This is a genomic window from Kribbella speibonae, assembly GCF_004331375.1.
Taxonomy (GTDB): domain Bacteria; phylum Actinomycetota; class Actinomycetes; order Propionibacteriales; family Kribbellaceae; genus Kribbella; species Kribbella sindirgiensis.
In genome coordinates this window covers 318283-340213 of the sequence record NZ_SJKC01000004.1, presented here as the reverse complement: position 1 = coordinate 340213, position 21931 = coordinate 318283, and the positions used below count along the sequence as shown (strand labels likewise).

Genomic DNA, 21931 nt, shown 5'->3' with positions numbered 1-21931 from the left:
CCGCCCCGCTGTCCCACCCCCGGCGCGTCGCCCCGTCCCCCTCCTTCGCCCCATCCCGTGAGGTCCGCTCAGCGCATGAGCGTGTTGAGCCTGGCCTTCAGGAAGCGGCGTTCGGTTTCGTTGGCTGTGAGTTCTATCGCCTGCTGATAAGCATCTGCTGCTTCTCTCGAGCGGTCGAGGCGGGTGAGGATGTCGGCTCGGGTCGCGGGGAGATAGGCGTACGTCGCGAGTGCCGGCTCCTTGCCCAACGCATCCAACTCGACCAGCACCGCCTCGAGATCAGCCCCCGGCACCAAACTGCGCGCAGCCACCCGATTGAGCGCGACGATCGGCGTAGGCCAGCTCACCATCATCGCGTCGTACATCCGGACCACCTGCCCCCAGTCCGTCTTCTCCCACGACGGCGCCGTCACATGCAGCCCGGCCACAGCCGCCTGCAACGCGAACCGCCCAGTCCCCCGCTGCAGTGCCGCAGTCGCCCGAGCGACCCCCTCCGCCAGCAGCTTCCCGTCCCACCGCGACCGATCCTGATCCGCCAGCAGCACCAGTTCACCGTCCGCACTGACCCGCGCGTCACCACGCGCCTCGGTCATCAACAGCAGCCCGAGCAGCGCTAGCGGTTCCGGCTCGTCCGGCATCAACCGCTCGAGCATCCGCGCCAGTTCGATCGCCCGCCCGGTCAGATCGGCCCGCGTCAGCTCCACCCCGGTCGCGACGTACCCCGCTGTGTACACCAGGTGCACAACGGTCAGCACCACATCCATCCGCGCCGGCAACTCGTGATCCGCCGGGATCCGATACGGAATCCCGGCCGCCGCGATCTTCTTCTTCGCCCGGGTGATCCGCGCGGCCGCCGTCGCCTCGCCGATCAGCAGCACCGCGGCGACCTCCCGCGTGGTCAACCCGCAGATCAGCCGCAACGTCAACGCCACCTGCGATTCCCGAGCCAACGCCGGGTGGCAGCACGTGAACACCAGCCGCAACGGATCAGTCGGCTGCTCGGCGTCGTCGGGCTCGTCGGACTGCTCCACCAGCAGCGGTAGCTTCCGCCGCAGGGTCGTCTCCCGCCGCAGCCGATCCAGCGCCAGCCGCCGAGCGACCGTGGTCAGCCAGCCGGCCGGATTGTCCGGAATCCCGTCCGGCCAGGTACGCAGCGCCTGGACGAACGCGTCCTGCGTGCAGTCCTCCGCGAGATCCAGGTCCCGCGTCAGCCGGACCACCGACGACAGCACCGTCGACCAGCTCTCGCGATGCGCCCGGTCCACCACCCGGGTCACCTCTACAGCCTCCGTCACCATCTCCCCTGTCTCCCCGCCCGCTGGTACGCCGACGGGACGGAGCGTCGGCGTACCACGGTCGAACGGCATGCTCAGGCCGGCGGCGCGTCGGCCTCGGATGTCGGCATCACCGGGCGGACCTCGATGTTGCCGGACGGGCAGAGCTTGGCCAGCTCGAGCGCCTGGTCAAGGTCGCGGGCCTCGATCACGTAGAACCCGCCGAGCGCCTCCCGCGTCTCGATGAACGGCCCGTCGGTGACCAGCGGCTCGGCGCCCTCGCGGTTCTTCACCGTGCTCGCCGTACTGGACCGCTCGAGCGCCTCCCCGCCGAGGATCCGGGCCCCGGCCTTCTCCACCGCCGCCGTGAACTCGCCGTGCAACTTCATCGCCTGCTGCCACTCGTCGCGCGTCAGGTTGTCGTACCACTCCTCGCTGTCGAACAGCAGGAACATGTACTGCGCCATCTCGGGCTCCCTCGTCTAGGGCTTCTACTTGGACATCTTGCTGACGATCGTCGCGACACGGAATCGACAACACCCGGAAAGAATTTTTATTACCGTGGGGTACATGGAGCACCTCGACGTCCTGATCGTCGGCGCGGGCCTGTCCGGGATCGGTGCGGCGTACCGGCTCCAGACCCGGTGCCCGGACCGTACGTACGCCGTACTGGAGGGCCGCGACGCGCTCGGCGGCACCTGGGACCTGTTCCGGTACCCGGGGGTGCGGTCGGACTCCGACATGTTCACGCTCGGCTTCCCGTTCCACCCGTGGAAGGCGGCGAAGGCGATCGCGGACGGGCCGTCAATCCTCGACTACCTGCACGAGACCGCGGCGGCGTACGGAATCGACAAGCACATCCGCTTCGGTCAGCGCGTCGCCCGCGCCTCGTGGTCGTCGGCGGACGCGCTTTGGACCGTGGAGACGGCCGACATGACGTACACCTGCTCGTTCCTCTACGTGTGCAGCGGGTACTACGACTACGACTCGGGGTACGTTGTCGACTTCGACGGAAAGAATGATTTCCAGGGGCGGATCGTGCACCCGCAGCACTGGCCTGACCAGTTGGACTATTCAGGCCAGCGTGTCGTGGTGATCGGCAGCGGCGCGACCGCGGTGACCCTGGTGCCCGCGATGGCGGGTACGGCGGAGCACGTGACGATGCTGCAGCGGTCGCCGAGCTACGTCGCTTCGCGGCCGGCCCACGACGCGTTGTCGGACCGCATCCGCGCCGTACTGCCCGAGAAGCTCGCGCACCGGGTGATCCGCGGGAAGAACGTCGTCGCGAGCACCGCCATCTACAACGCGTTCCGGAAATGGCCCGCGCACGCCGCCTGGCTGTTGAACAGCACTGTGGCGAAGCAGCTGCCGGAGTCGATCCCGGTCGATCCGCACTTCACGCCGCGGTACAAGCCGTGGGACCAGCGACTGTGCCTGGTCCCGGACGCGGACCTGTTCAAGGCGCTGCGCAACGGGTCGGCGTCGGTGGTGACCGACGAGATCGACCGGTTCACACCGACCGGACTGCGGCTGCGGTCCGGGCGCGAACTGGACGCCGATCTGGTGGTCACCGCGACCGGCCTCCGCATGGTTGCGCTAGGCAACATTCAGGTGACCGTCGACGGGCGGCCGGTCGCGCCGCACGACACGTTCGTCTACAAGGGCATGATGCTGAGCGGCGTACCGAACCTCGCCTGGTGCATTGGGTACACCAACAACTCGTGGACGTTGCGCTCGGACCTCACCTCGCAGTACGTGTGCCGGCTGCTCAACCACCTCACCACAACCGGCACCCGTATCTGCCTGCCCGACGTCGACCCTTCCGAGTACGACGCCCCACCCCGCCCCGTCGTCGACCTCTCCTCCGGCTACATCCGCCGCGCCGCCCAGATCCTCCCCCGCCAAGGCACCCAGGGCCCCTGGCGCCTCCGCCAGAACTACCCCCGCGACCTCATAACCCTCCGCTACAACCGCGTCGACGACGGCGTCATGCAGTTCAGTTAGGGACGGGCACGGGAGGCTGCGGACCGACGTACGTCGCGGCTGGGCGGATGATCTTGGAGTCGGTGGACTGTTCGAGGATGTTGGCGGACCAGCCGATGATGCGGCTGACCGCGAACGTCGGCGTGAACATCGCGCGCGGGATCCCGCACAGCTCCATCACGACACCCGCGTAGAACTCGACGTTGGCGTACAGGTTCCGGCCCGGCTTCAGCTCGGCGAGTACGTCGACGATCCGCTGCTCGACGGTCGTCGCGAAATCGACGAGTTCGCCGCCGATGCCGCGGGCGATATCGCGCAGCATCAGCGAACGCGGGTCCTCGGTGCGGTACACCGCGTGCCCGAAGCCCATGATCCGGTCGCCGGCCGACACCTTCGCGCGGACCCAGTCGTCGATGCGGTCCGGCGTACCGATCTCGTCGAGGCTCGCGAGCGCGCGATCCGGCGCACCGCCGTGCAGCGGACCTGAGAACGCGCCGATCGCACCCGCCACGGCAGCAACCACGTCCGCACCGGTCGACGCGATGACGCGGGCGGTGAAGGTCGACGCGTTGAAGCCGTGGTCGACGGTCGAGACCAGGTAGTGCTCGATCGCGGTGGCGTGGACGGCGGTGGGTTCGTTGCCGGTCACCAGGTAGAGCCAGTTCTCGGCCGCCGAGAGGTCGGCGCGGGGTTCGAGCGGCTGCTGTCCTTCGCGGAGCCGGTACAGGGCCGCGAGGATGGTTGGCGTCACTGCGCAGACCAGCATCGCGTCGGCCTTGCGGCGAGCCTGGTCAACGTCCCACAGCTTTGGGAGACCACGAACAGCGGCCAGAAGCGACAGGGCGGTGCGGAGACCGGCGAGCGGGTTGAACGTCGTACCGGCGGCCGCGATGGCCGGGAGGACCGCGCTGACTTCGTCGGGGAGGACGCGCAGCGGGGCGAGCTCGGCGACGAACCGGGCGCGCTCGGCGGCGGTCGGGAGGTGGCCCTCGAACATCAGGTACCAGACGTCTTCGAGGGTCTTGGACTTGGCGAGGTCGATCGCCGAGTACTCGCGGTAGTGGTAGAAACCCTCGTCACCGCGAACGTCGCCGAGGGTCGTCTCGGTGACGACGACGTTGCGCAGACCGGGCGGAACATTGATCGTTGTTGACATACCTTCAGAGTTGACAGGCGATCAATGATTGTCAATATTGATCCAGTCAACATGGATGATGCGAGGAGCGGGGAATGCCGTCCGAAGGTGACGAGAATTACCTGACCACCGCCGAAGTGGCGCGCCGTCTGCAGGTCAAGCCGGCCACGGTCTACGCCTACGTCAGCCGCGGCCTCCTCACCAGCGTCCGAGCCCGCGGCCGCCGCGGCAGCCTCTTCCCCGCCGCGGACGTCGAACGCCTGGCCGCCCGCTCGGTCGAACACTCCGGCGTCGTGGAACGCATCGAATCCGAACTGACCCTCCTCCAGGACGACAACCTTTACTACCGAGGCCACTCCGCCCAGTCCCTGGCCACCACCGCCACCCTCCCCCAGGTAGCCACCCTCCTCTGGACAGGCCAACCCCCAACAGATCCAGCGATGGAAGGGGACCTGTTCGGGGTTGAGCGGGAGGGGGTGGCGTTGGCTCGGGCGGCTATGGAGGTGGTGCCGGCGGGGGCTCGGTTGACGGATCGGCTGCGGGTGGCGGTCGCCGTACTGGGGGCTGCGGATCCGTTGCGGTTCGATCTGTCGGCGACTTCGGTGACTGCCGCGGCAGGGAGGCTGATCGGGACCCTGGTCGCAGCACTCCCGGGGCCGATCGTCACGCGGACGACGCTGGGCGGGAAGCTCTGGCCGAAGCTCACGGACGCAGAACCACACCCGGAGATCCTCGACGCCGCGCTCATCCTGCTGGCCGACCACGGCCTCGCCGTCTCCACCGTCGCCGCCAGGGTCGCAGCCAGCGCCCGCGCCAACCTGTACGCCGTCATCTCGGCAGGGCTCGGCGCACTCGACGGGCAGTACCACGGCGCTGCCCCGACTCTCGCGTACGAGTTCCTGGACCGAGCGAAACACGATCCGTTGAAGGCGTTGTCGGACCAGTTGCGCTCCGGCGAACCGATCCCCGGCTTCGGCCACCGCATCTACCAGCACCGGGACCCGCGCGCCGACGTACTCCTCGAACTCCTAAGCGACCACCCGATCGTCAGCACGATCCACGCGATCGCCGACCGTACGCCGGCCTTCCCCAACAGCGATCTCGCGCTCGCCGCCGTCATGCACGCGTACAACTTCCGCCCCGACGCCGGCGACGCCCTCTTCGCCCTCGCCCGCATGATCGGCTGGACCGCCCACGCCCTCGAGGAGTACGCCGCCCCCGCCCTCCGCTTCCGAACCCTGGGCATCTACACCGGCCAGACCACCTGAGTCAGAGTTCGAGCCAGCCGAAGCCGATCTTCCAGTGGCGGCCGGCCTGCAGGTGGTCGATCACGGCTCGCTGGAGGGTCGTCCGGCACGGGAGGGTCGCGAGATCCGTATCGGGTGCCGCCCCGAAGATTCGGGACAGCATGTCGGCATCGCCGTCCCGTGTCTCCGGTGTCAACTGGAAGCGGCGTTGGAAGCGGATGATGTTGGAATCGGCCGGCAGGTACTCGGCGAGCTGCGGGTCAAGGATCCACGATCCGCACCGCGCGAGTCGGTACGTCTCCTCGGGGAAATGCCGCGCAAAGAACTCACGGGCGAGATCGAAGGATGCGTCGCAGGCGGCCGGGTCCAAGGGGCCGGTCGGGGCGGCGTGCACGCCCAGCGCGGGAGCGGACTCTTGGTACGGAAGGCCGGCGGCCTGCACTGCCGGGGCGAGGAATCCGAGATCACCGCGGTTGAAGCCCAACCGGCCGAGCAGATAGATCCCGCCGCGGAAGTGCAGGTCGATCCAGAACGGCGCGTCGATGCCGCCGGTGCCGAGCCGTTGCCGATGGGACTCGACGGCATGGCCGAGCGCCGCGAGCGTCGCCCAGGAGATGTCGTCGGGGATACCGCGCCGTTCGTGGTACGCGCGGACAGACGGGAGAACGGCAAGAAAGACGTACACGTAGAAGTAGCGATCCCAGCCGTCCGGCAATGTCGGCCAGGATCCACCGGGCCGAAACCCGCCCATATCAGCGACGGTTCGCTGGGCGCACCGCCGTACAAGCCACGCCAGGGCGGGATTGCGCTGCAGCTCGGACAACCCAGCGACGATCTCGGCCGCGTCCTGCGCCGGCGCGCCGAGGCGAAGCAGAGCTGTCAGCGCCGTCTCGGCACTCGGGAGCACGAGCTCGTCGCCAGGTTCACCGGCTCGCTGCAACTCTCCCAGCCACTCCACCAGCGCAGGATCGTCCCCGAGAGCGGCGGCCACTTCCTCGACACCCATCTCCATCACACCCTCCTCCCGCACCATCCTGCGGACCAGAAAGGTCATAGCCCGGGGTGGGCTACTTGGTGGTGAGTTTGAGGAGGGTTGCGGCGCCTGGGGCGAGTGAGACCGGGACCGGGGCGAGGCGTTGGGGAAGGTACTTCTGGCGGGCCGGTTCGAAGACGCCGATCGAGCCGACTGTCTGCTGGTTCACACCCACGACCGCTCGAGCTCGCGTGCTGTGGGAGCGGTTGGCGATCAGTAGCCAGCGGTCGGTTGACGTGGTGTCGCGGGAGCGGAAGGTGCCGACTACGACCGGGTTGCCGGTGATTGACGAGACCAGGTTGGTCGGAGTGAAGGCGACGGTTCCGTTCGGTAGTGGGGTTTCGTTGGCATGTTCGGCGGTTTCGGAGACGAGGGGCTTGAGTTCGCGGCCTACCTGGTGGAGCCAGGTGGTGTTGATCTGTTTTGCTGCGTAGTAGCGCGATGTCCGTTGGCCGTCGACGGTGATCAGGGCCGGGCCGAAGCCTTCGCCGCGGGCGGCTTCAGGGGTCCAGTAGGTGAAGTACTGGATGCCTTTCGCGCCGTACGCGAGGCTGATGTTCACCTGCCAGAGCAGCTCGGCCGCGGTCGGTTCGCGATGGTTGTTGTAGGCAAGCGTCTGGATGAACACCCAGGACGGGATGTCGCCGTGCAGCGCGGCGTCCCGGACGATCGCCCAGTTGTGGAAGTAGTTCGCGTCCTCGCGGCCCTCGGAGAGCAGCGGGTACCGGTCGAACGAGATCAGCGACGGCTTCACCACGTCGACGAAGCCGCGGTAGTACGACGCGTCGTCGGACGGGAACAGGTTGATGTACGGCAGCAGTTGCGGTGCCAGTTCGCGGGAGATCGACAGCGCCTTGGCCAGTGTCGCGAACCAGCCTGCGCCGGGTTCGTCGTAGAAGTTGAAACCGGCCAGCGAGGAGTACGGCCCGTAGGCGTCGCGGGCCCGGACGTAGAGCGCACTGGCCTCGGCCGGGGTGACGCTGAGGAAGTCCGACGGGGTGTCGGAGATCGAGAACCAGCGGGACATGTTGCGGATCTGGATGTCGTCCGAGATCAGCATCTTCAGGCCGGCGTCGCGGGCGAGCCCGAGCTGGTACTGGAAGATGTTGCCGTCGCCGGCGTAGTTGCCGGAGATGACGAAGTCGAACCCGGCGTTCTTGATCTCGGCGAACCGGTCCGCCGTACTCGCGTACGGGTGCGGCGGCCAGAACAACCCGATCGGGAAGTCGGCCCCGCCCGTCAACGGCAACGTGTCCGGCGACGGTACGGCGACCGCGGCCGCGGCCGAGCCCACCGCACCCGACACCGCACCGGAGGCGGCGGCGCCCGTGGCGGATGTTGGCGAGGCGGAGGCGGTGGTGGCGGAGGCGGCGGTGAGGGCGGTGGCGCCGGCGCCGAGGAGCAGGGCGCGACGGGTGGGGCCGAAGCTCTGGTGCGGACTCTGCATGTCTCTCCTTCGAAAGGCGGTCGAACGGAGTGGTGAGGGTGATTCAGGAGCGCTGCCGGTGCGTGGACACCGCGTCGGCGGTCGCGTCGAAAGCCTGTTCCGCCAGGGGATAGTCGCGTTGCGCGACGCCGAGGTAGAGCGCGTCCAGGACGATCATCTGGGCGTGCCGTCCGGACAGTCCCCCGGTGCGGAACGTGACGTCACGGGCCGCGGTCACCAGGACGATGTCCGCCGCCCGCGCCAGCGGCGACCGGGGATAGTTGGTGATGGCAACAGTCGTCGCGCCCTGCCGGCCGGACCGGGTCATCGGCTCCAGGACCTCGATCGTCTCGCCGCTGTGCGAGATCCCGATCGCGACGTCCCCGGTGCCGAGCAGCGCGGAACTGGCCAGCGCGGTGTGTACGTCGCTCCAGGTACTCGCGCCGCGCCCGATCCGGTGCAGCCGCAACCGCAGGTCCTCGGCGACGGACGCCGATCCCGCCACGGCGTACAGATCGATCCGCCGCGCGTCCGAGATCGCCCGGACGGCGCGTCCGAGCGCGTCGACGTCGAGTGCCGCGACGGTGTCCTCGAGCGCGCGGGTGTCGGCGCGCAGCAGCGTCCGGAGTACGTCGTCCAGCGAGTCGTCCGGCCCTACCTCGGAACCGGTCCCCCGCTCCCAGCTCGGACTGGTCCGACCACTCTCGGCCGCCAGCGTCAGCCGCAGCTCGGCGTACCCGGACAGGCCGAGCGCGAGACAGAACCGGGTGACGCTCGGCAGCGAAGTACTGCAGCGGGCCGCCAGCTGGCCGATCGTCGACGAGGCGACCGACGCCGGGTCGCGGAGCACCTCGGTGGCGATCCGCGCCTGCGCCGGGCTGAGCGCCGGCAGCAGGCCGTGGATCCGGGTCTCGAGACTCGGCGGCGGCGACTCGACAGCGCTCATGTAAAGAATTCTCAGAGCAGATCAACAGCAATTACAAGAATTCACACTGTCCGATTCCGGCCAGCTACCCAGTGCACTGGTCGGACCAGTAGCTGTTAGAACAGCGCGGCCATCAGCCGGCGGCGGGCCTTGACGACTCGCTCGTCGTCCGCGCCGACGACCTCGAAGAGCTCGAGCAGGTGCAGCCGTACGGCGTTCCGCTCGTCGCCGGCGGTCGCCTGGACCGTGGAGATCAGGCGCGCGAACGCGTCGTCCACGTGCCCGCCCATCAGGTCCACGTCGGCCACCAGCAGCTGCGCCTCGACGTCGGTCGGGTTGTCGGCCGCCCGGGTCCGGACATCGGCCGGCACGTCCTGCGTACGCTTCACCAGCTGCACGCGGGCCAGCCCCGACTTCGCCTCGGCGTCGTTCGGCGTCTCCTTCAGCAGCTCCTCGTACGCCGCGATCGCGCCGTCCAGATCGCCCGCGCCGACCGCGTTCTCGGCCTTCTCGTACCGCGGGTTCGGTGCGTCCTCCTCCGGGGCAGGCCCGTCGGCGGCCGGCCCGACGGGTTCGGCGCGCCCGGTGATCCCGTTCGCGACCGCGACCGTCAGCAACTGGTCGAGGTACTGCCGGACCTCCGGCTCACCGAGGACGCCCTGGAACAGCGGCACCGGCTGACCCCGCAGGATGGCGATCACGGTCGGCACCGCCTGGACGCCGAACGCCTGGGCGACCTGTGGGTTCGCGTCGACGTCGATCCGGGCCAGCAGGAACTTCCCGGCGTACTCGGTCGACAGCTGGGTCAGTACCGCACCGAGCGCGCTCGAACCCTGCGACCGCGGCGAGTACAGCTCGACGACGACCGGGGCCTGGAGCGAGCGCTCGATGACGTCGGCCTGGAAGTTGGCCTCGCCGACCTCCAGCGCATACGCACCCGCGGCGCCACCCGCTGGAGCACCTGCAGCACCCGGAGCGCTCGGCGCACCGGCCGGTTTACGGAGGGACGACAGGTCGACCGCCCCGGGACGGGAGAAGTTGGACTGGCTCACCACTGTCCTCGCATTCCGTGCACACTCCGTACGTTCACAGGTCTATCCTCTACGACGCCGCCGACTTGCGCTGCGCCCGGGTCACCATCAGGAGTCTCGCGAGTCCTGCCCGGGTCCCCGCGACCGCCAGCCGGTCCCCTACCTTGACCTGTCGCTCGGACGCCGGGCTCCACTCCCAGGGACCCTGCAGATCCTGGCGGGCGAGCACCCGCAGCCCTTCGGCCTCGTTCAGTTCGCCGAGCCGCCGGCCGTCGGCGACCGACCCGGGCTCGACCGTCACCTCGGTCAGCAGCAGCACGCGGCGGCCGGCCGGGATCGTCACCTGCTTGCGCCGGTTCGCGACCGCGGCGGCGACCGCGGGCGCTACCAGCATCGACACCGACCGGCTGTGGCCGAGGCCCAGCCGCCGCTCGACGCGCTGCGCGAGGTCGTGGTCGAACATCCGCATCGTGATCCGGGCGTCCGGGTTGAGGTCCCGGGCCACCATCGCCGACTCCAGGTTGGTGATGTCGCCGTCGGTGATCGCGAGCACCGACTGACAGCGCTGGACGCCGGCCGACCGCAACGTCTCCTCGTTGCTGCTGTCCCCGATCACCACCGGGATCTTCAGCCGGTGCGCGACCTGGATACCGGGCGCGTCCTCGTCCTGGTCGACGCCGACGACCGCGACGCCGCGCTCGGTGAGGATCTCCAGTACCCGCGCGCCGACCGTACCGAGGCCGCAGACCACCACATGGTTGCGCGGCCGGCCCCGCACCCCGCCGATGATCCGCGACAGCCGCGCGCCGATCAGCGAGTCGACCACGACCGCGGTCAGCAGCGCCATCAGCACGATCCCGGTCAGCTGCACCACGACCGCCGCCACCTTCACCCACGGGTCGGCGTCGGAGAACGCGTTGTCCTCGATCCCCGCCGAGGTCACCGCGCCGGCCGCCATGTACACCGCCCGCCACCATTCGACCCCGCCGACGAAGTGAATGAGCGCCGTACCGGCCGCGACCAGGAACGCCATCACCGCGGCGATCTTCCGGACCCGGCTGTCGAGAATGTCGCGGAGCGCCATGAACCAGCCGGCCGGCCGGACGTCACGGCTGCGCCAGATCGCCCGGACACCGGTGCCGAGCACGATGTCGCCGTCCGGGTCGGCGCTGGCCAACGGCAACAGTTGCGGCGTCGCGGACGAGGTCGTGTCCGCGAGCACCGTCAGGTGCGGCTCGCGGATCAGGTCGGCCTGTCCGACGACCACCCGCTGACCGCCGAGCTCCATCCAGGTCAGCTCGTCGTCCTCCAGCGCGTCCGAGACGAACGCGGGCGCGGCGAGCGACGGCCCGTTGATCACCACGCAGTCGCCGAGCAGACTGTTCAGCTGTTTGCTCAGCCGCGGATTCACCATCTGTACGACGATCCGCAGGTCCTTGTCCATGTCCCGCGCCGTCAGCGCGGTGTGCACGTTGTGGACGTCGTCGGTGTCCAGCAGGACCAGTGCGCGCGCGGTGGACGGCGTACCGTCGTCGGCCGCGTCGACCCCGGCCCGCCGGAGCAACGACTCGCTGATCACCCGGGCGCCCATCACGGTCGCGCCGAGCTCACCGATCCGGTCGTAGTGCCGGGAGGCCGGGTTGACGATCGCGGTGACCCGTTCGCCCGAGCTCACCAGCTCGGTGACCACCCGCAGCATCGTGCGGTCCGAACCGCAGACCACCACGCGCCGTCCGTCCGGCGCCCCGGCCGCGCCCGGGGCCTCGCGCCCGGACGATGGCGGCTCCTCAGAATCGGGCGGGCTCTCGGTACTCTCCCCACTGTTCCCGAAGAACGTGACAGATTTCCCCCATCGTGGCCTCCGCACGCACTGCCTCCAGCATGGGCTCGATCAGGTTGCCAGTGCCGCTGGCCGCCTCCACCAGAGCCGACAGCGTACGCCGTACCCGGTCCTCGTCGCGGTGTGCCTTGCGTTCGGCAAGCACCCGGCACTGCTCGACCTCGACCTCGTGCGAGACCCGGAGGATCTCCAGCTCGCCGGAGACGGTGTCGGTGAGCGTGTTGACGCCGACGATCTTCTTCTCGCTCTTCTCGAGCTTCTGCTGGTACTCGAACGCGGCGTCGGCGATCTCGGCCATGAACCAGCCGTCCTCGATCCCGCGCAGGATGCCGGCGGTCATCGTCTCGTCCGGGCTCATCTCCTTGATCCGCGCGAAGATCTGCTCGGCCTCGGCCTCGATGGCGTCGGTGAGCGCCTCGACGTACCAGGAACCGCCGAGCGGGTCGGCGACGTTCGTGATGCCGATCTCCTCCATCAGCACCGACTGGGTCCGCAGCGCGATCTCGGCCGACTCCTCACTCGGCAGCGCGAGCGTCTCGTCGAGCGCGTTGGTGTGCAGCGAGTTCGTCCCACCGAGTACGGCGGCCAGCGCCTCGACAGCCGTCCGTACGACGTTGTTGTACGGCTGCTGCGCCGTCAGCGACACCCCGGCCGTCTGCGTGTGGAAGCGGAGCCACTGCGCCTTGTCAGTCTTGGCGCCGTACACGTCGCGCAGCCAGCGGGCCCAGATCCGGCGGGCAGCCCGGAACTTCGCGATCTCCTCGAAGAAGTCCAGGTGGCTGTCGAAGAAGAACGACAGGCCGGGCGCGAAGACGTCGACGTCGAGCCCGCGGGACAGGCCGAGCTCGACGTACCCGAAACCGTCGGCGAGCGTGTAGGCGAGCTCCTGCGCGGCCGTCGAGCCGGCCTCGCGGATGTGGTACCCGGAGACGCTCAGCGGCTTGTACGCCGGGATCGTGGTCGCGCAGTACTCCATCAGGTCGCCGATCAGGCGCAGGTGCGGCTCCGGCGGGAACAGCCACTCCTTCTGCGCGATGTACTCCTTGAAGATGTCGGTCTGCAGCGTCCCGTTCAGCTTGGAGATGTCCGCGCCCTGGCGCTCGGCGGCGACCAGGTACATGCAGAACGCCGGCACGGCCGGGCCGGAGATCGTCATCGATGTCGTGACGTCCTGGAGCGGGATGTCCTTGAACAGCCGGTCCATGTCGACGGCCGAGTCGATCGCGACGCCGCAGTGCCCGACCTCGCCGAGCGACTTCGGCTCGTCGGAGTCGCGCCCCATCAGCGTCGGCATGTCGAACGCGACCGACAGGCCGCCGCCACCGCCGTTCAGGATCATCCGGTAGCGCTCGTTGGTCTGCTCCGCGTTCCCGAAGCCGGCGAACTGGCGGATGGTCCACGTGCGGCCGCGGTACCCGGTCGCGTACAGGCCGCGCGTGAACGGGAACTCCCCGGGCCAGCCGATCCGCTCCATCCGCGGGTCGGCGACGCCCTCGGGCGGCCCGTAGACCGGCTCGACCTCGGTGCCGGACAGCGTGGTGAAATCCGCCTCCCGCTTGCGTGCGGCGTCGTACCGCTGCTGCCACCGGCTGCGACCGGCCGCGATCTGCTCGGCATCCATCAGTCAGACCTCCCTGGGAACTGGTCCCCAAAATACTAGGACGTCCAACTATTTCCAACTAGCCGGCCAACCTGAGCCCGCGCCGCCGAGCCTGCTCGCGCGGATCGGGAACGGGCGCCGCCTCGAGCAGGCGGACGGTGTAGGGGTCCTGAGGTGCGCGGAGGACGGACTCGCGGTCGCCTTGCTCGACCAGGCGGCCCTGGCTCATCACGGCGACGCGGTCGCAGACCTGGTCGACCACGGCGAGGTCGTGGCTGATGAACAGGCACGCGAAGTGCAGCCGGTCCTGGAGCGAGCGGAGTAGCTCCAGCACGGTGGCCTGCACCGAGACGTCGAGGGCGGACGTCGGCTCGTCCGCGATCAGCAGCCCGGGATCGAGCGAGATGGCCCGCGCGATCGACACCCGCTGGCGCTGACCGCCGGACAACTCGTGCGGGTACCGCCCGGCCCAGGCACCCGGCAGTTCGACACTGTCGAGCAGCTCCTCGACCCGGCGGCGGAGCTCGGCGCCCCGGACACCGCGATGGACGGCGAGCGGCTCGCCGACGGACTGCCCGATGGTGCCGCGCGGGTTCAGTGAACCGGCCGGATTCTGGAACACGACGCCGATCCGGGCACGGGTCTTGCGGAGGTCGGACGCCGACGCGGAGGTGAGCGCCCGTCCGGCGACGTGGATCTCGCCGGAGGTGATCGGCGCGAGCCCGAGCACCGCCTTGCCGATCGTCGACTTCCCGGATCCGGACTCACCGACGAGACCGACGATCTCGCCGGGATTCAGCCCGAGACTCACCTCCTCGACCGCACGCACCGTCCGGCCGCGGCGACCGCGGTACTCGACCACGAGTTCGTCGATCCGCAGCGCCGGAACCTCCTGGTCCGCAACGGGGTCCGACTCCCGCGCACCGCCCCGCGGCACTGCGTCCAGCAGCGTCCGCGTGTACTCCTGCGTCGGGTGGTCGAACAGCTCGTGGACCTCGGCCGTCTCGACCACCGACCCCTTGCGCATCACGACGACCCGGTCGGCCACGTCCGCGACCACGCCCATGTCATGGGTGATGATCATGATCGCGCCGGAGATCTTCGACCGCATCGCGAGCAGTACGTCGAGGACTTCCTGCTGCACGGTGACGTCGAGGGCCGTGGTCGGCTCGTCCGCGATCAGCAGCTCCGGGTCGCAGGCCAGCGCGATCGCGATCATCACCCGCTGGCACTGGCCACCGGACAACTGGTGCGGGTAGTACTTCAGCCGGCTGTCGGGGATCTCGACCATCCGCAGCAACTCGAGCGCCCGCTCCCGCGCCGCGGCCCGCGACAGCGACGGCTGGTGGGTGCGGATCATCTCGACCAGCTGCGCCCCGATCGTGAACACCGGGTCGAGCGCCCCGGACGGATCCTGGAAGATCATCGCGATCCGCCGGCCGCGGAGCGCGGTGAGTTCGGCCCGCGACATCTCCAGTACGTCGGCGCCGCCGAAGCTGATCCGCCCGCCGGCGCGGGCGTTCGAGGGCAGCAGTCCTAGCGCTGCTAGCGCCGTGACGCTCTTCCCGGATCCCGACTCGCCCACGACCGCGAGCACCTCGCCCGGCCGGATCCCGAAGCTGACGCCGTCGACCGCGCGCTGCGTCGTACCGCCGACGGTGAAGTCGACGGTCAGGTCCTCGAACCGCAGGACGTGGTCGCTCATTGACCGTCCTCAAGGTGCGTGTCTCGGTACTCCTGCCATTCCGCGAGCATCTTCCGGCGGTGCAGCGCCAGCCATTCGAAGTAGTTGCGCGCGTTCTGCAGCCGCTTCCGCGGACCGGGCATCCCCTCCGGCAGCTCTTCCAGCATGTCCTCGATCAACCGCCGCTGCTTGCCCAGCGATCGGCCCTCGCCGGCGAGGAAACTGCCCCAGATGTCGTCCTCGACCTTGAAGTAGTGATTGCGGTCGCCCGGAACGGGATGCCGGGCAATGAAGCCGAGGTCGATCAGTCGTCGGGTCGTGCTGGAGATCGAGCCCGCGCTCGCCGCGAGTGCCCGGGACAGCTCCGCCGATGACACGTACGGCTTGTTGCTCACCATCAGATAGCCGAGCACTCGGCCTTCCATCCGGGGTGAGCCGGCCAGCTCCCGGATCAGTGCGAAGTGCTCGACGAACTCGATCCGGCGGGAATCCTCTTCCCAGTCGTCGTTATCAATTGCCATCCCGGCCTCCCACAGCTCCCGCGATCTGCGCCGTACGGCGCGCCCGGAACGCCTCGACCGGCCAGCGCGAGCTCCCGCCGTACCGGACCAGCGACGGACTGCCTGCCTCGTCCCAGGTGAACTCCACCTTCTCGCCGATCGACCCGAATCCGGCCGTTGGTACGACGGCCAGCGTGTTCTCGTCGACGACCTGGAGCTCCTCGTAGCTGTCCACCGGATCCGGTGCGGCCGGGAAGAACGCGACCAGGCGCCCGCCGAGCAGCGCGATGCTGATCACGCCCATCAGGTTCGCGAAGTCGCCGCAGAACCGCCGGGCGTCGATGTCGCTCGGCACCTGGGTCCCGGCCGGTGCCTCGGCGGCGAGGTTCAGCAGCTTGACCACACCGGTGGCCAGCGCGCCCGCCGGCCCGCCGATGCAGTTGGTGAGCACCGACACGACGACCTGGTCGGAGGGGTCGATGAAGGTCCGGGTGATGTGCCCCGGGTACCCGCCGCTGTGCCCGACCAGCCGTCGCCCGCCGATCGTGACGATGTCCATGCCGAGCCCGTAGCGCCCGATCTCGCGGCCGTTGGCGTTCACCAGGCTCTCGTCCCGCTGCAGCAGCCGCTTGCTCGCGTCGCCGATCAGCTGGTCCGCCCCGAAGAAGTGCGCGGCCCCGTAGACGGCCAGGTCCTCGGCGGTCGAGTAGAACCCGGTAGCGGCCGCCATCGCGCGGGTGTCCACGTGCGGGATGACCTCGCGTACGTCGTTCCCGTCGAGCAGCCCGGTGTGACCGCCGGCGTACTCACCGGCGCGCGCACGCTCCCACTCGGCGCCGGTGTTGGTCAGTCCCAGCCGGTCCACGATGTTCGCCGCGACGTAATCGCCGTACGACGACCCGCTCGCGGACTCGATCACCAGGCCGAGCAGCGAGTAGCCGATGTTCGTGTACTTGAAGTACTCGTTGCGCTCGAACACCTGGCCGGCGGACCGGCACAGCTCGATCAGCGCGTCCCGGTCCGGGAACGGATCCATCAGCTGCCAGTAGTCCTTGTCCACGCCGTCCCGGATCACGCCCGCTTGGTGACCGAGCAGCTCCCGCACGGTGACCGGCGCCAAGGCGCTCTCGGCCAGCTCGGGGACGTAGGTGTCGATCGGGTCGTCCAGGCGGACCTTGCCCTGTTCGACCAGTTGCAGGATCGAGGTCGCCGTGAAGGTCTTGCTGTGGGACGCGATCCGGAAGAGGTGGTCGGTGCGCAGCGGCGTACCGGCGACCTCGTCGCTGTGGCCGAGGGCGGTCGAGAGGACGAGCTCGTCGCCGACCCGGATCGCCGCCTGGACTCCCGGCGTGCGCAGGTAGCGGCGCTGGTACTCCAGCCAGCTCTCGATGGCCGGTGCGGCTTCCCGGGCGATGTGGATGTCGTAGGACAAGGCGGCGTCCGTTCTGTCGGAGGTGGTCATTCAGGAGCGTCCCTTCGGGTTCACCGCGTCGCGGAGCACGTCGCCGAGGGTGATCAGGCTCAGTACCGTCGCGGCGAGGAAGATCGCCGGGTAGATCAGTGTGTGCGGCGCCTGCTGGAAACGCGACTGCGCGGTGGCGAGTTGCAGGCCCCACGAGATCGACGGCGCCCGCAGGCCGAGGCCGAGGAAGGTCAGCGTCGACTCGGCCACGATCACGCCGCCGACGGTCAGCGTGGCGACCGCGAGCACCGGGCCGATCGCGTTCGGCAGCACGTAGTGGGACAGGATCCGGGTGGTCGGGAAACCCATCGCCTTCGCGGCCTGGACGTACTCCGCGTCCCTGGTCGCGCGGACCGTCGTCCGCACCATCCGGGCCAGGGTCGGCCAGGAGAACACCGCGAGGACGAGCGACACCGACAGGACCGAGCGCTTGCCGAGGCTGTTCAGTACGACGATCGCGCCGAGCAGGAACGGGAAGCCGAGGAACACGTCGGTCAGCCGGGCCAGGATCGAGTCCGCCCAGCCGCCGACGTACCCGGCGACCGTTCCGACGCCGACGGCGATGACCAGGGCGATCAACGTGCACACCAGACCGACGGACAGCGACGCGCGGGCGCCGTGGACGACGTTCGCGTAGACGTCGCAACCCTGGAGGTCCTGGCCGAACGGATGGCCGGGTGAGGACGGACGTGCGCTGGCGGAGATGTCGCAGGCGCGCGGGTCGGCGCTGGTGAACAACTGCGGGACGAGCGCCATCAGAAGCAGAACCGCTAGCACTGCTAGCGGCAGCCAGAAGAGCACGCGGCGGCGGACGGTCGCCCAGACGCCGCGGCGCGCGATGACGTCCTCGTCGACGGTCTGAAGGAGCACTGCGTCAGTCATGGCGGATCCTCGGGTCGAGGAGGGAGTTGAGCAGGTCGACGACGAGGCTGGTCAGCAGGAAGATCATGATCAGCGCGGTCGCGATGCCGACCACCGTCGGCCCTTCGTGCACCCGGATCGACTCGAACAGCAACTGCCCGACGCCCGGCAGGTTGAAGATGCCTTCGGTCACGACCGCCCCGCCGAGCAATGCGCCCAGGTCGATCGCGAGATACGTCAGCACCGGGATCGCCGAGTTCCGCAGTACGTGCACACCGATCACCCGGCGCCGTGACAGCCCTTTCGCCCACAGCGCGCGGACGAAGTCGGAGCTCATCGTGTCGACCACGCTCCCCCGGGTCAGCCGCGCGACCGCGGCCAGCCCGTAGATGGCGAGAACCGTTGCCGGTAGCAAGTACGCCGTCGGCCAGCCGTCCGACACGCCCGCGATCGGCAGCAGCGACAGCTTCACGCCGAACACCAGCTGCGCCGTCACGGCCATCACGAAGATCGGCACCGACGCGATCAGGATCGTCAGGATCAGCACCCCGCGATCGATCCAGGTGTTCTTCCGCAGGCCGGCGACCAGACCGAGGCCGACACCGATCACCACCTGGATCACCCACGCCGTCAGCGCCAGCCGAATCGTCACGGGCCAACGGCTCGCGAGCCGCTCGGCCACCGACCGGCCGCGGAAGTCGACGCCGAGGTCGCCGGTGAGCAGATGACCGAGATAGCGCAGGTACTGCGACCAGAGCGGGTCGTTCAGGTGGTACAGGTTCCGGATCCGCTCGACCACCGCAGGCGACAGCGGCTGATCGCCGCCGAGACTGGAGATCGGGTCACCCGGTAACGCGAAGACGGCCGCGTAGATGGCGAACGTGACGCCGAAGAACACCAGCACCAGCTCGATCAGCCGCCGGATCGTGAAGCGCGCCATCAGTCCGCCCGCCTCCGTACCGCGTCGAGCAGTGCGAGCGCGGCGGCGTACTGCACTCCGACCAGATCCTTGATCGGGATCGTCCGCAGCTGCGCGTCGAGTTCCGCGGCCTCGTCCTGCCAGCCGCGGTACAGCTCGCGCAGGCGCTTCGCCGGTGCGTGGATCGCGGCCGCGGCGCTGCCCCGGGCGATCTCGCCCTCGACGGCGCGGACCAGCATCCCGCCGTACCGGAGCCGGAACATCCGGTTGACGTCGGGCAGGCCGAACGCCTCCGCGACCGTCGCGCGCCGGCCCGGGTCGATCCCGGCCGCTCGCCGCCGGTCCCGCTCCGGGCGCCGGAACAGGTACGGCAGGAACGCGGCGATCCCCCGGACCAGCTGCGAGCCGTCCGAGAGGTACGGCCGTACCTGCTGGAAGATCTCGTCCATCGCCCGCAGGTTCTGCTCGAGTTCGTCGGCCGCGTCCGCGAGCACCTGACGGTACGACGCCTCGGTCGGCGACTCGTCGTCCGCCGCCGGATGGGTCCAGTACGGCAGCTCGGCGATCAGGGTGACGGTGCCGTGCCGCTCGGCGTACGCCGCCGACGAAGCACCCGATCCGTTCGGTGTCGGCAGCCCCAGCCGATCGGCGTAGTCGTACGTCGCCTTGGCCGAGATCATCTCGTACACCGCCGGACCGAACGGGCGCGCCACCGGCGTCTCGGGCTCACCGAGGTCGAGCGGCAACCCGAAGGACGCCGCCACCTGGTGCAGTTCGTCGACGTACCCGTCGAGCTCCTGCGTGACGTAGTAGTAGACGCCGCCGAGCTCGGTGTTGTGCAGCGAGACGGCGATGATCGGTTGCAATTCGTCGATCACCCGCATGAGCGCGAGCGTCTCGGGCAGCACCTGGTCGAAGTACGCGTTCTTGTACTGGAACGGGAACGACCACTCGACCTGCTCGGCCGGAGCGGGCCGGTGGAAGTGCGCGCTGTAGTGGACCCGGGTGAACGGGCCGTCGAACCAGCCCTCGTTCAGGCGGGTGCCGTCGGGGTCGATGCAGCCGATGATGTTCCACCGGCACGTCGCCCGGAGCTCCGGATCGGCGCACAGGTCCTCGGCCAGCTGGATCGCGGTCCAGAAGCCGATCGGTTCGTTCGGATGGACACCGGCGTACACCAGGGCCTGGTCGGGGCCGTCGCCGATCGAGTACATCGTGATCGGGTCACCGAGTCTCGACGTACCGATCCTTCTCCTGGTCACCAGGTCGGGGTGCCGGTCGGTCAGGGCGTCCAGGCGCGCGGTGATCTCGTCGACGCCCGGAAAGTGGGTCAGGTCGGGGACGCGGTGGGCCCGCTCCAGAATCGCCTGGAGCGGGCCGGCCGGGGCAGCCGCCATCAGTTGTCCGCCAGCGTGGTGTTCTCGAGTTCGAGGCTGCCCGCGCCTTCGGCCAGCTTCGCGATCCGGTCCGAGGTCGCGTACGTGTACTTCTCGAAGAACATCGGCGGCGCCGGGAAGTCCTTCAGGATCGCCTTCTGTACGTCGACGTACCCCGCGATCGCCTTCTGCGGGTCGACCTGCGCATCGGCCTTCGCGAGCAACTGCTCGACCTGCGGGGTGTAGTACGGGATGCAGTTCACGCAGCCGCCGGCCTTGGTGTAGAAGGAGCGCAGGGTGTTCTGCTGGCTGGCGTAGAGGGCGCCCCAGCGGGAGAAGTACGGGCCGCTCAGCTTCTTGTCGTTGCGCAGCTTCTGGAACTCGGGGAAGTCGGTGGTCGGCGTCGCGGTGACGTCCTTGATCCCGAGGTTCTGCCGCAACTGGTTGGCGTAGGCGTTGTAGAGGTCGTCCAGACCCGAGCCACCCGGGTAGCGGATCTCCATCGTACCGCTGAAGCCACCCGCCTCGGCCAGCAGTTGCTTGGCCTTGGCCGGGTTGAACGTGCACAGCTCGCCGCACAGGTCCTTCGGCGTACCGGGCTCACCCGGCGGCGTCAGCGCCGTCGCGGGCTCCCAGATGCCGCCGTAGATCACGTTGCTCACGGCCTGCCGGTCGATCGCCATCGAGATCGCCTGCCGCACCCGGACGTCCTGGTAGCGCTTGTCCCACAACGGCAGACCGAGGTAGTTCATGCCCAGGCCCTGGAAGACGTACGCGCGGTCGCCGAAGTCCTTCTTCACCTGCGCCATCCGGGCCGCCGGGACGAACAGGATGTCGGTGTTCCCGGCCTGTACGTCGGTGTAGGCCGTCGTCATGTCCGTGTACGGCTTGAACACGATCTCGTCGACGGTGGGCTTCGGGCCCTGGTAGGCGTCGTACCGCTTGACCGTCATCGGCTCGTTCTCGGTGTAGCCGCCGACCATCTGGAACGGCCCGTTGCCGATCGGCTGCTTGCCGAAGGCATCGAAGTCCTTGTACGCCGCTTCCGGCAGCGGGAAGAACCCGCTCTGCGCCTGCGACAGCTGCACCGGGAACTGACCGTCCGGGCTCTTCAGCGTGACCGTGAAGGTCAGGTCGTCGACCACCTTGAGACCGGACAGCTGCGTCGTCGTGGGCTTGCCCTTGGCCGGGTTCAGGGCGTCGTACCCGGCGATGTTGACCAGCTGGCCGCTGTTCTCCCAGGCGTTCGGGCCGTACGCGACGGTGCTCCACGCCTTCACGTAGCTCTCGGCGGTGACCTTCTCGCCGTTGTGGAAGGTCCAGCCCGGGCGCAGCTTGACGGTCCAGTGCACGGCGTCGGTCGACTTCACCGACTCGGCGTTCAGGTAGGTCAGCGATCCGTCGCTCTTCACGAAGGTCAGGCTCGAGAACAGCTCCTTGACCTGGGCGAACGCGATCGTCTGGCGACCGGGGTTGAGGGTCACCGGGTCGGAGACGGCGTACGAGATCGACTTGGTCGCGCCATCGGCGGGCCCGGAACCGCCGCCGCCGGAGCAGCCGGCCAGGGCCACGGTGGCGGCGAGGAGAACAGCGGCAGCACGCTTCATGAGGTCCTCCAGGGAAGTGTGCCGGCCC

At 69.1% G+C, this 21931-nt stretch carries 18 protein-coding genes; 2 read left to right on the top strand and 16 right to left on the bottom strand.

The window, feature by feature from the left end; all coding sequences use genetic code 11:
* Positions 1 to 68: 68 nt before the first annotated feature.
* Positions 69 to 1367, bottom strand: coding sequence for an RNA polymerase sigma factor (locus E0H92_RS29630; protein ID WP_338068880.1), 1299 nt, complete (start codon positions 1365 to 1367; stop codon positions 69 to 71).
* A 2-nt stretch (positions 1368 to 1369) separates the two neighbouring features.
* On the bottom strand, positions 1370 to 1741 hold the full coding sequence (locus E0H92_RS29625) for a YciI family protein (protein WP_131463653.1): 372 nt from the start codon (positions 1739 to 1741) through the stop codon (positions 1370 to 1372).
* Between the two features lie 103 nt (positions 1742 to 1844).
* On the opposite strand from E0H92_RS29625, the gene E0H92_RS29620 reads away from it, so the two are divergent.
* A complete protein-coding gene (locus E0H92_RS29620) occupies positions 1845 to 3278 on the top strand; it encodes a flavin-containing monooxygenase (protein WP_131498582.1) in 1434 nt (477 codons plus the stop codon).
* Here E0H92_RS29620 and E0H92_RS29615 read toward each other — a convergent pair.
* Positions 3271 to 4413 carry a citrate/2-methylcitrate synthase gene (locus E0H92_RS29615; protein WP_131463649.1) on the bottom strand — a complete coding sequence of 381 codons (1143 nt, stop codon included), beginning with the start codon at positions 4411 to 4413 and terminating at the stop codon, positions 3271 to 3273. The two genes, E0H92_RS29620 and E0H92_RS29615, sit on opposite strands and share 8 nt — an antisense overlap.
* Positions 4414 to 4487: 74 nt before the next feature.
* On the opposite strand from E0H92_RS29615, the gene E0H92_RS29610 reads away from it, so the two are divergent.
* Positions 4488 to 5660 carry a citrate/2-methylcitrate synthase gene (locus E0H92_RS29610; protein WP_131463647.1) on the top strand — a complete coding sequence of 391 codons (1173 nt, stop codon included), beginning with the start codon at positions 4488 to 4490 and terminating at the stop codon, positions 5658 to 5660.
* Position 5661: 1 nt separating this feature from the next.
* On the opposite strand, the gene E0H92_RS29605 is transcribed toward E0H92_RS29610, so the two are convergent.
* The 13 genes from E0H92_RS29605 to E0H92_RS29540 form a co-directional block, all read right to left on the bottom strand.
* Positions 5662 to 6651: an acyltransferase domain-containing protein gene (locus E0H92_RS29605; RefSeq protein ID WP_202873899.1), complete on the bottom strand. Its 990-nt coding sequence runs from the start codon at positions 6649 to 6651 to the stop codon at positions 5662 to 5664.
* Positions 6652 to 6706: 55 nt separating this feature from the next.
* Positions 6707 to 8119: a hypothetical protein gene (locus tag E0H92_RS29600; RefSeq protein WP_238173656.1), complete on the bottom strand. Its 1413-nt coding sequence runs from the start codon at positions 8117 to 8119 to the stop codon at positions 6707 to 6709.
* Between the two features lie 43 nt (positions 8120 to 8162).
* Positions 8163 to 9044 carry a MurR/RpiR family transcriptional regulator gene (locus E0H92_RS29590; protein ID WP_131498581.1) on the bottom strand — a complete coding sequence of 294 codons (882 nt, stop codon included), beginning with the start codon at positions 9042 to 9044 and terminating at the stop codon, positions 8163 to 8165.
* A gap of 95 nt (positions 9045 to 9139) precedes the next feature.
* A complete protein-coding gene (locus tag E0H92_RS45590) occupies positions 9140 to 10075 on the bottom strand; it encodes a tetratricopeptide repeat protein (protein ID WP_131498580.1) in 936 nt (311 codons plus the stop codon).
* Between the two features lie 49 nt (positions 10076 to 10124).
* Complete coding sequence (locus E0H92_RS29580; RefSeq protein WP_131498579.1) at positions 10125 to 11921, bottom strand: NAD-binding protein; 1797 nt, start codon at positions 11919 to 11921, stop codon at positions 10125 to 10127.
* Positions 11842 to 13515 carry a coenzyme B12-dependent isobutyryl-CoA mutase large subunit gene (locus E0H92_RS29575; RefSeq protein WP_131498578.1) on the bottom strand — a complete coding sequence of 558 codons (1674 nt, stop codon included), beginning with the start codon at positions 13513 to 13515 and terminating at the stop codon, positions 11842 to 11844. The genes E0H92_RS29580 and E0H92_RS29575 overlap by 80 nt, the downstream gene beginning before the upstream one ends.
* Before the next feature lie 58 nt (positions 13516 to 13573).
* Positions 13574 to 15199, bottom strand: a complete 1626-nt coding sequence (locus E0H92_RS29570) for a dipeptide ABC transporter ATP-binding protein (RefSeq protein ID WP_131498577.1) — start codon at positions 15197 to 15199, stop codon at positions 13574 to 13576.
* Entirely contained in the window at positions 15196 to 15699 is a 504-nt protein-coding gene (locus E0H92_RS29565) for a GbsR/MarR family transcriptional regulator (protein ID WP_131498576.1), read from the bottom strand. The genes E0H92_RS29570 and E0H92_RS29565 overlap by 4 nt, the downstream gene beginning before the upstream one ends.
* A complete protein-coding gene (locus tag E0H92_RS29560; RefSeq protein ID WP_131498575.1) occupies positions 15689 to 17140 on the bottom strand; it encodes a serine hydrolase domain-containing protein in 1452 nt (483 codons plus the stop codon). Before E0H92_RS29560 ends, E0H92_RS29565 begins: the two co-directional genes overlap by 11 nt.
* Entirely contained in the window at positions 17141 to 18022 is an 882-nt protein-coding gene (locus E0H92_RS29555; RefSeq protein ID WP_131463632.1) for an ABC transporter permease, read from the bottom strand.
* On the bottom strand, positions 18015 to 18941 hold the full coding sequence (locus tag E0H92_RS29550; RefSeq protein ID WP_131498574.1) for an ABC transporter permease: 927 nt from the start codon (positions 18939 to 18941) through the stop codon (positions 18015 to 18017). The genes E0H92_RS29555 and E0H92_RS29550 overlap by 8 nt, the downstream gene beginning before the upstream one ends.
* Positions 18941 to 20317 (bottom strand): M14 family zinc carboxypeptidase, encoded by a 1377-nt coding sequence (locus E0H92_RS29545; protein ID WP_131498573.1) that lies wholly within the window; start codon positions 20315 to 20317, stop codon positions 18941 to 18943. The genes E0H92_RS29550 and E0H92_RS29545 overlap by 1 nt, the downstream gene beginning before the upstream one ends.
* Positions 20317 to 21903: a peptide ABC transporter substrate-binding protein gene (locus tag E0H92_RS29540; RefSeq protein WP_131498572.1), complete on the bottom strand. Its 1587-nt coding sequence runs from the start codon at positions 21901 to 21903 to the stop codon at positions 20317 to 20319. Before E0H92_RS29540 ends, E0H92_RS29545 begins: the two co-directional genes overlap by 1 nt.
* Positions 21904 to 21931: the final 28 nt, after the last annotated feature.

Coding starts and splice junctions, on each gene's coding strand:
- E0H92_RS29630 (WP_338068880.1), bottom strand. CDS start 1,367: ATGCCGTTCGACCGTGGTACGCCGACGCTCCGTCCCGTCGGCGTACCA.
- E0H92_RS29625 (WP_131463653.1), bottom strand. CDS start 1,741: ATGGCGCAGTACATGTTCCTGCTGTTCGACAGCGAGGAGTGGTACGAC.
- E0H92_RS29620 (WP_131498582.1), top strand. CDS start 1,845: ATGGAGCACCTCGACGTCCTGATCGTCGGCGCGGGCCTGTCCGGGATC.
- E0H92_RS29615 (WP_131463649.1), bottom strand. CDS start 4,413: ATGTCAACAACGATCAATGTTCCGCCCGGTCTGCGCAACGTCGTCGTC.
- E0H92_RS29610 (WP_131463647.1), top strand. CDS start 4,488: ATGCCGTCCGAAGGTGACGAGAATTACCTGACCACCGCCGAAGTGGCG.
- E0H92_RS29605 (WP_202873899.1), bottom strand. CDS start 6,651: ATGGAGATGGGTGTCGAGGAAGTGGCCGCCGCTCTCGGGGACGATCCT.
- E0H92_RS29600 (WP_238173656.1), bottom strand. CDS start 8,119: ATGCAGAGTCCGCACCAGAGCTTCGGCCCCACCCGTCGCGCCCTGCTC.
- E0H92_RS29590 (WP_131498581.1), bottom strand. CDS start 9,044: ATGAGCGCTGTCGAGTCGCCGCCGCCGAGTCTCGAGACCCGGATCCAC.
- E0H92_RS29575 (WP_131498578.1), bottom strand. CDS start 13,515: ATGGATGCCGAGCAGATCGCGGCCGGTCGCAGCCGGTGGCAGCAGCGG.
- E0H92_RS29570 (WP_131498577.1), bottom strand. CDS start 15,199: ATGAGCGACCACGTCCTGCGGTTCGAGGACCTGACCGTCGACTTCACC.
- E0H92_RS29565 (WP_131498576.1), bottom strand. CDS start 15,699: ATGGCAATTGATAACGACGACTGGGAAGAGGATTCCCGCCGGATCGAG.
- E0H92_RS29560 (WP_131498575.1), bottom strand. CDS start 17,140: ATGACCACCTCCGACAGAACGGACGCCGCCTTGTCCTACGACATCCAC.
- E0H92_RS29555 (WP_131463632.1), bottom strand. CDS start 18,022: ATGACTGACGCAGTGCTCCTTCAGACCGTCGACGAGGACGTCATCGCG.
- E0H92_RS29550 (WP_131498574.1), bottom strand. CDS start 18,941: ATGGCGCGCTTCACGATCCGGCGGCTGATCGAGCTGGTGCTGGTGTTC.
- E0H92_RS29545 (WP_131498573.1), bottom strand. CDS start 20,317: ATGGCGGCTGCCCCGGCCGGCCCGCTCCAGGCGATTCTGGAGCGGGCC.
- E0H92_RS29540 (WP_131498572.1), bottom strand. CDS start 21,903: ATGAAGCGTGCTGCCGCTGTTCTCCTCGCCGCCACCGTGGCCCTGGCC.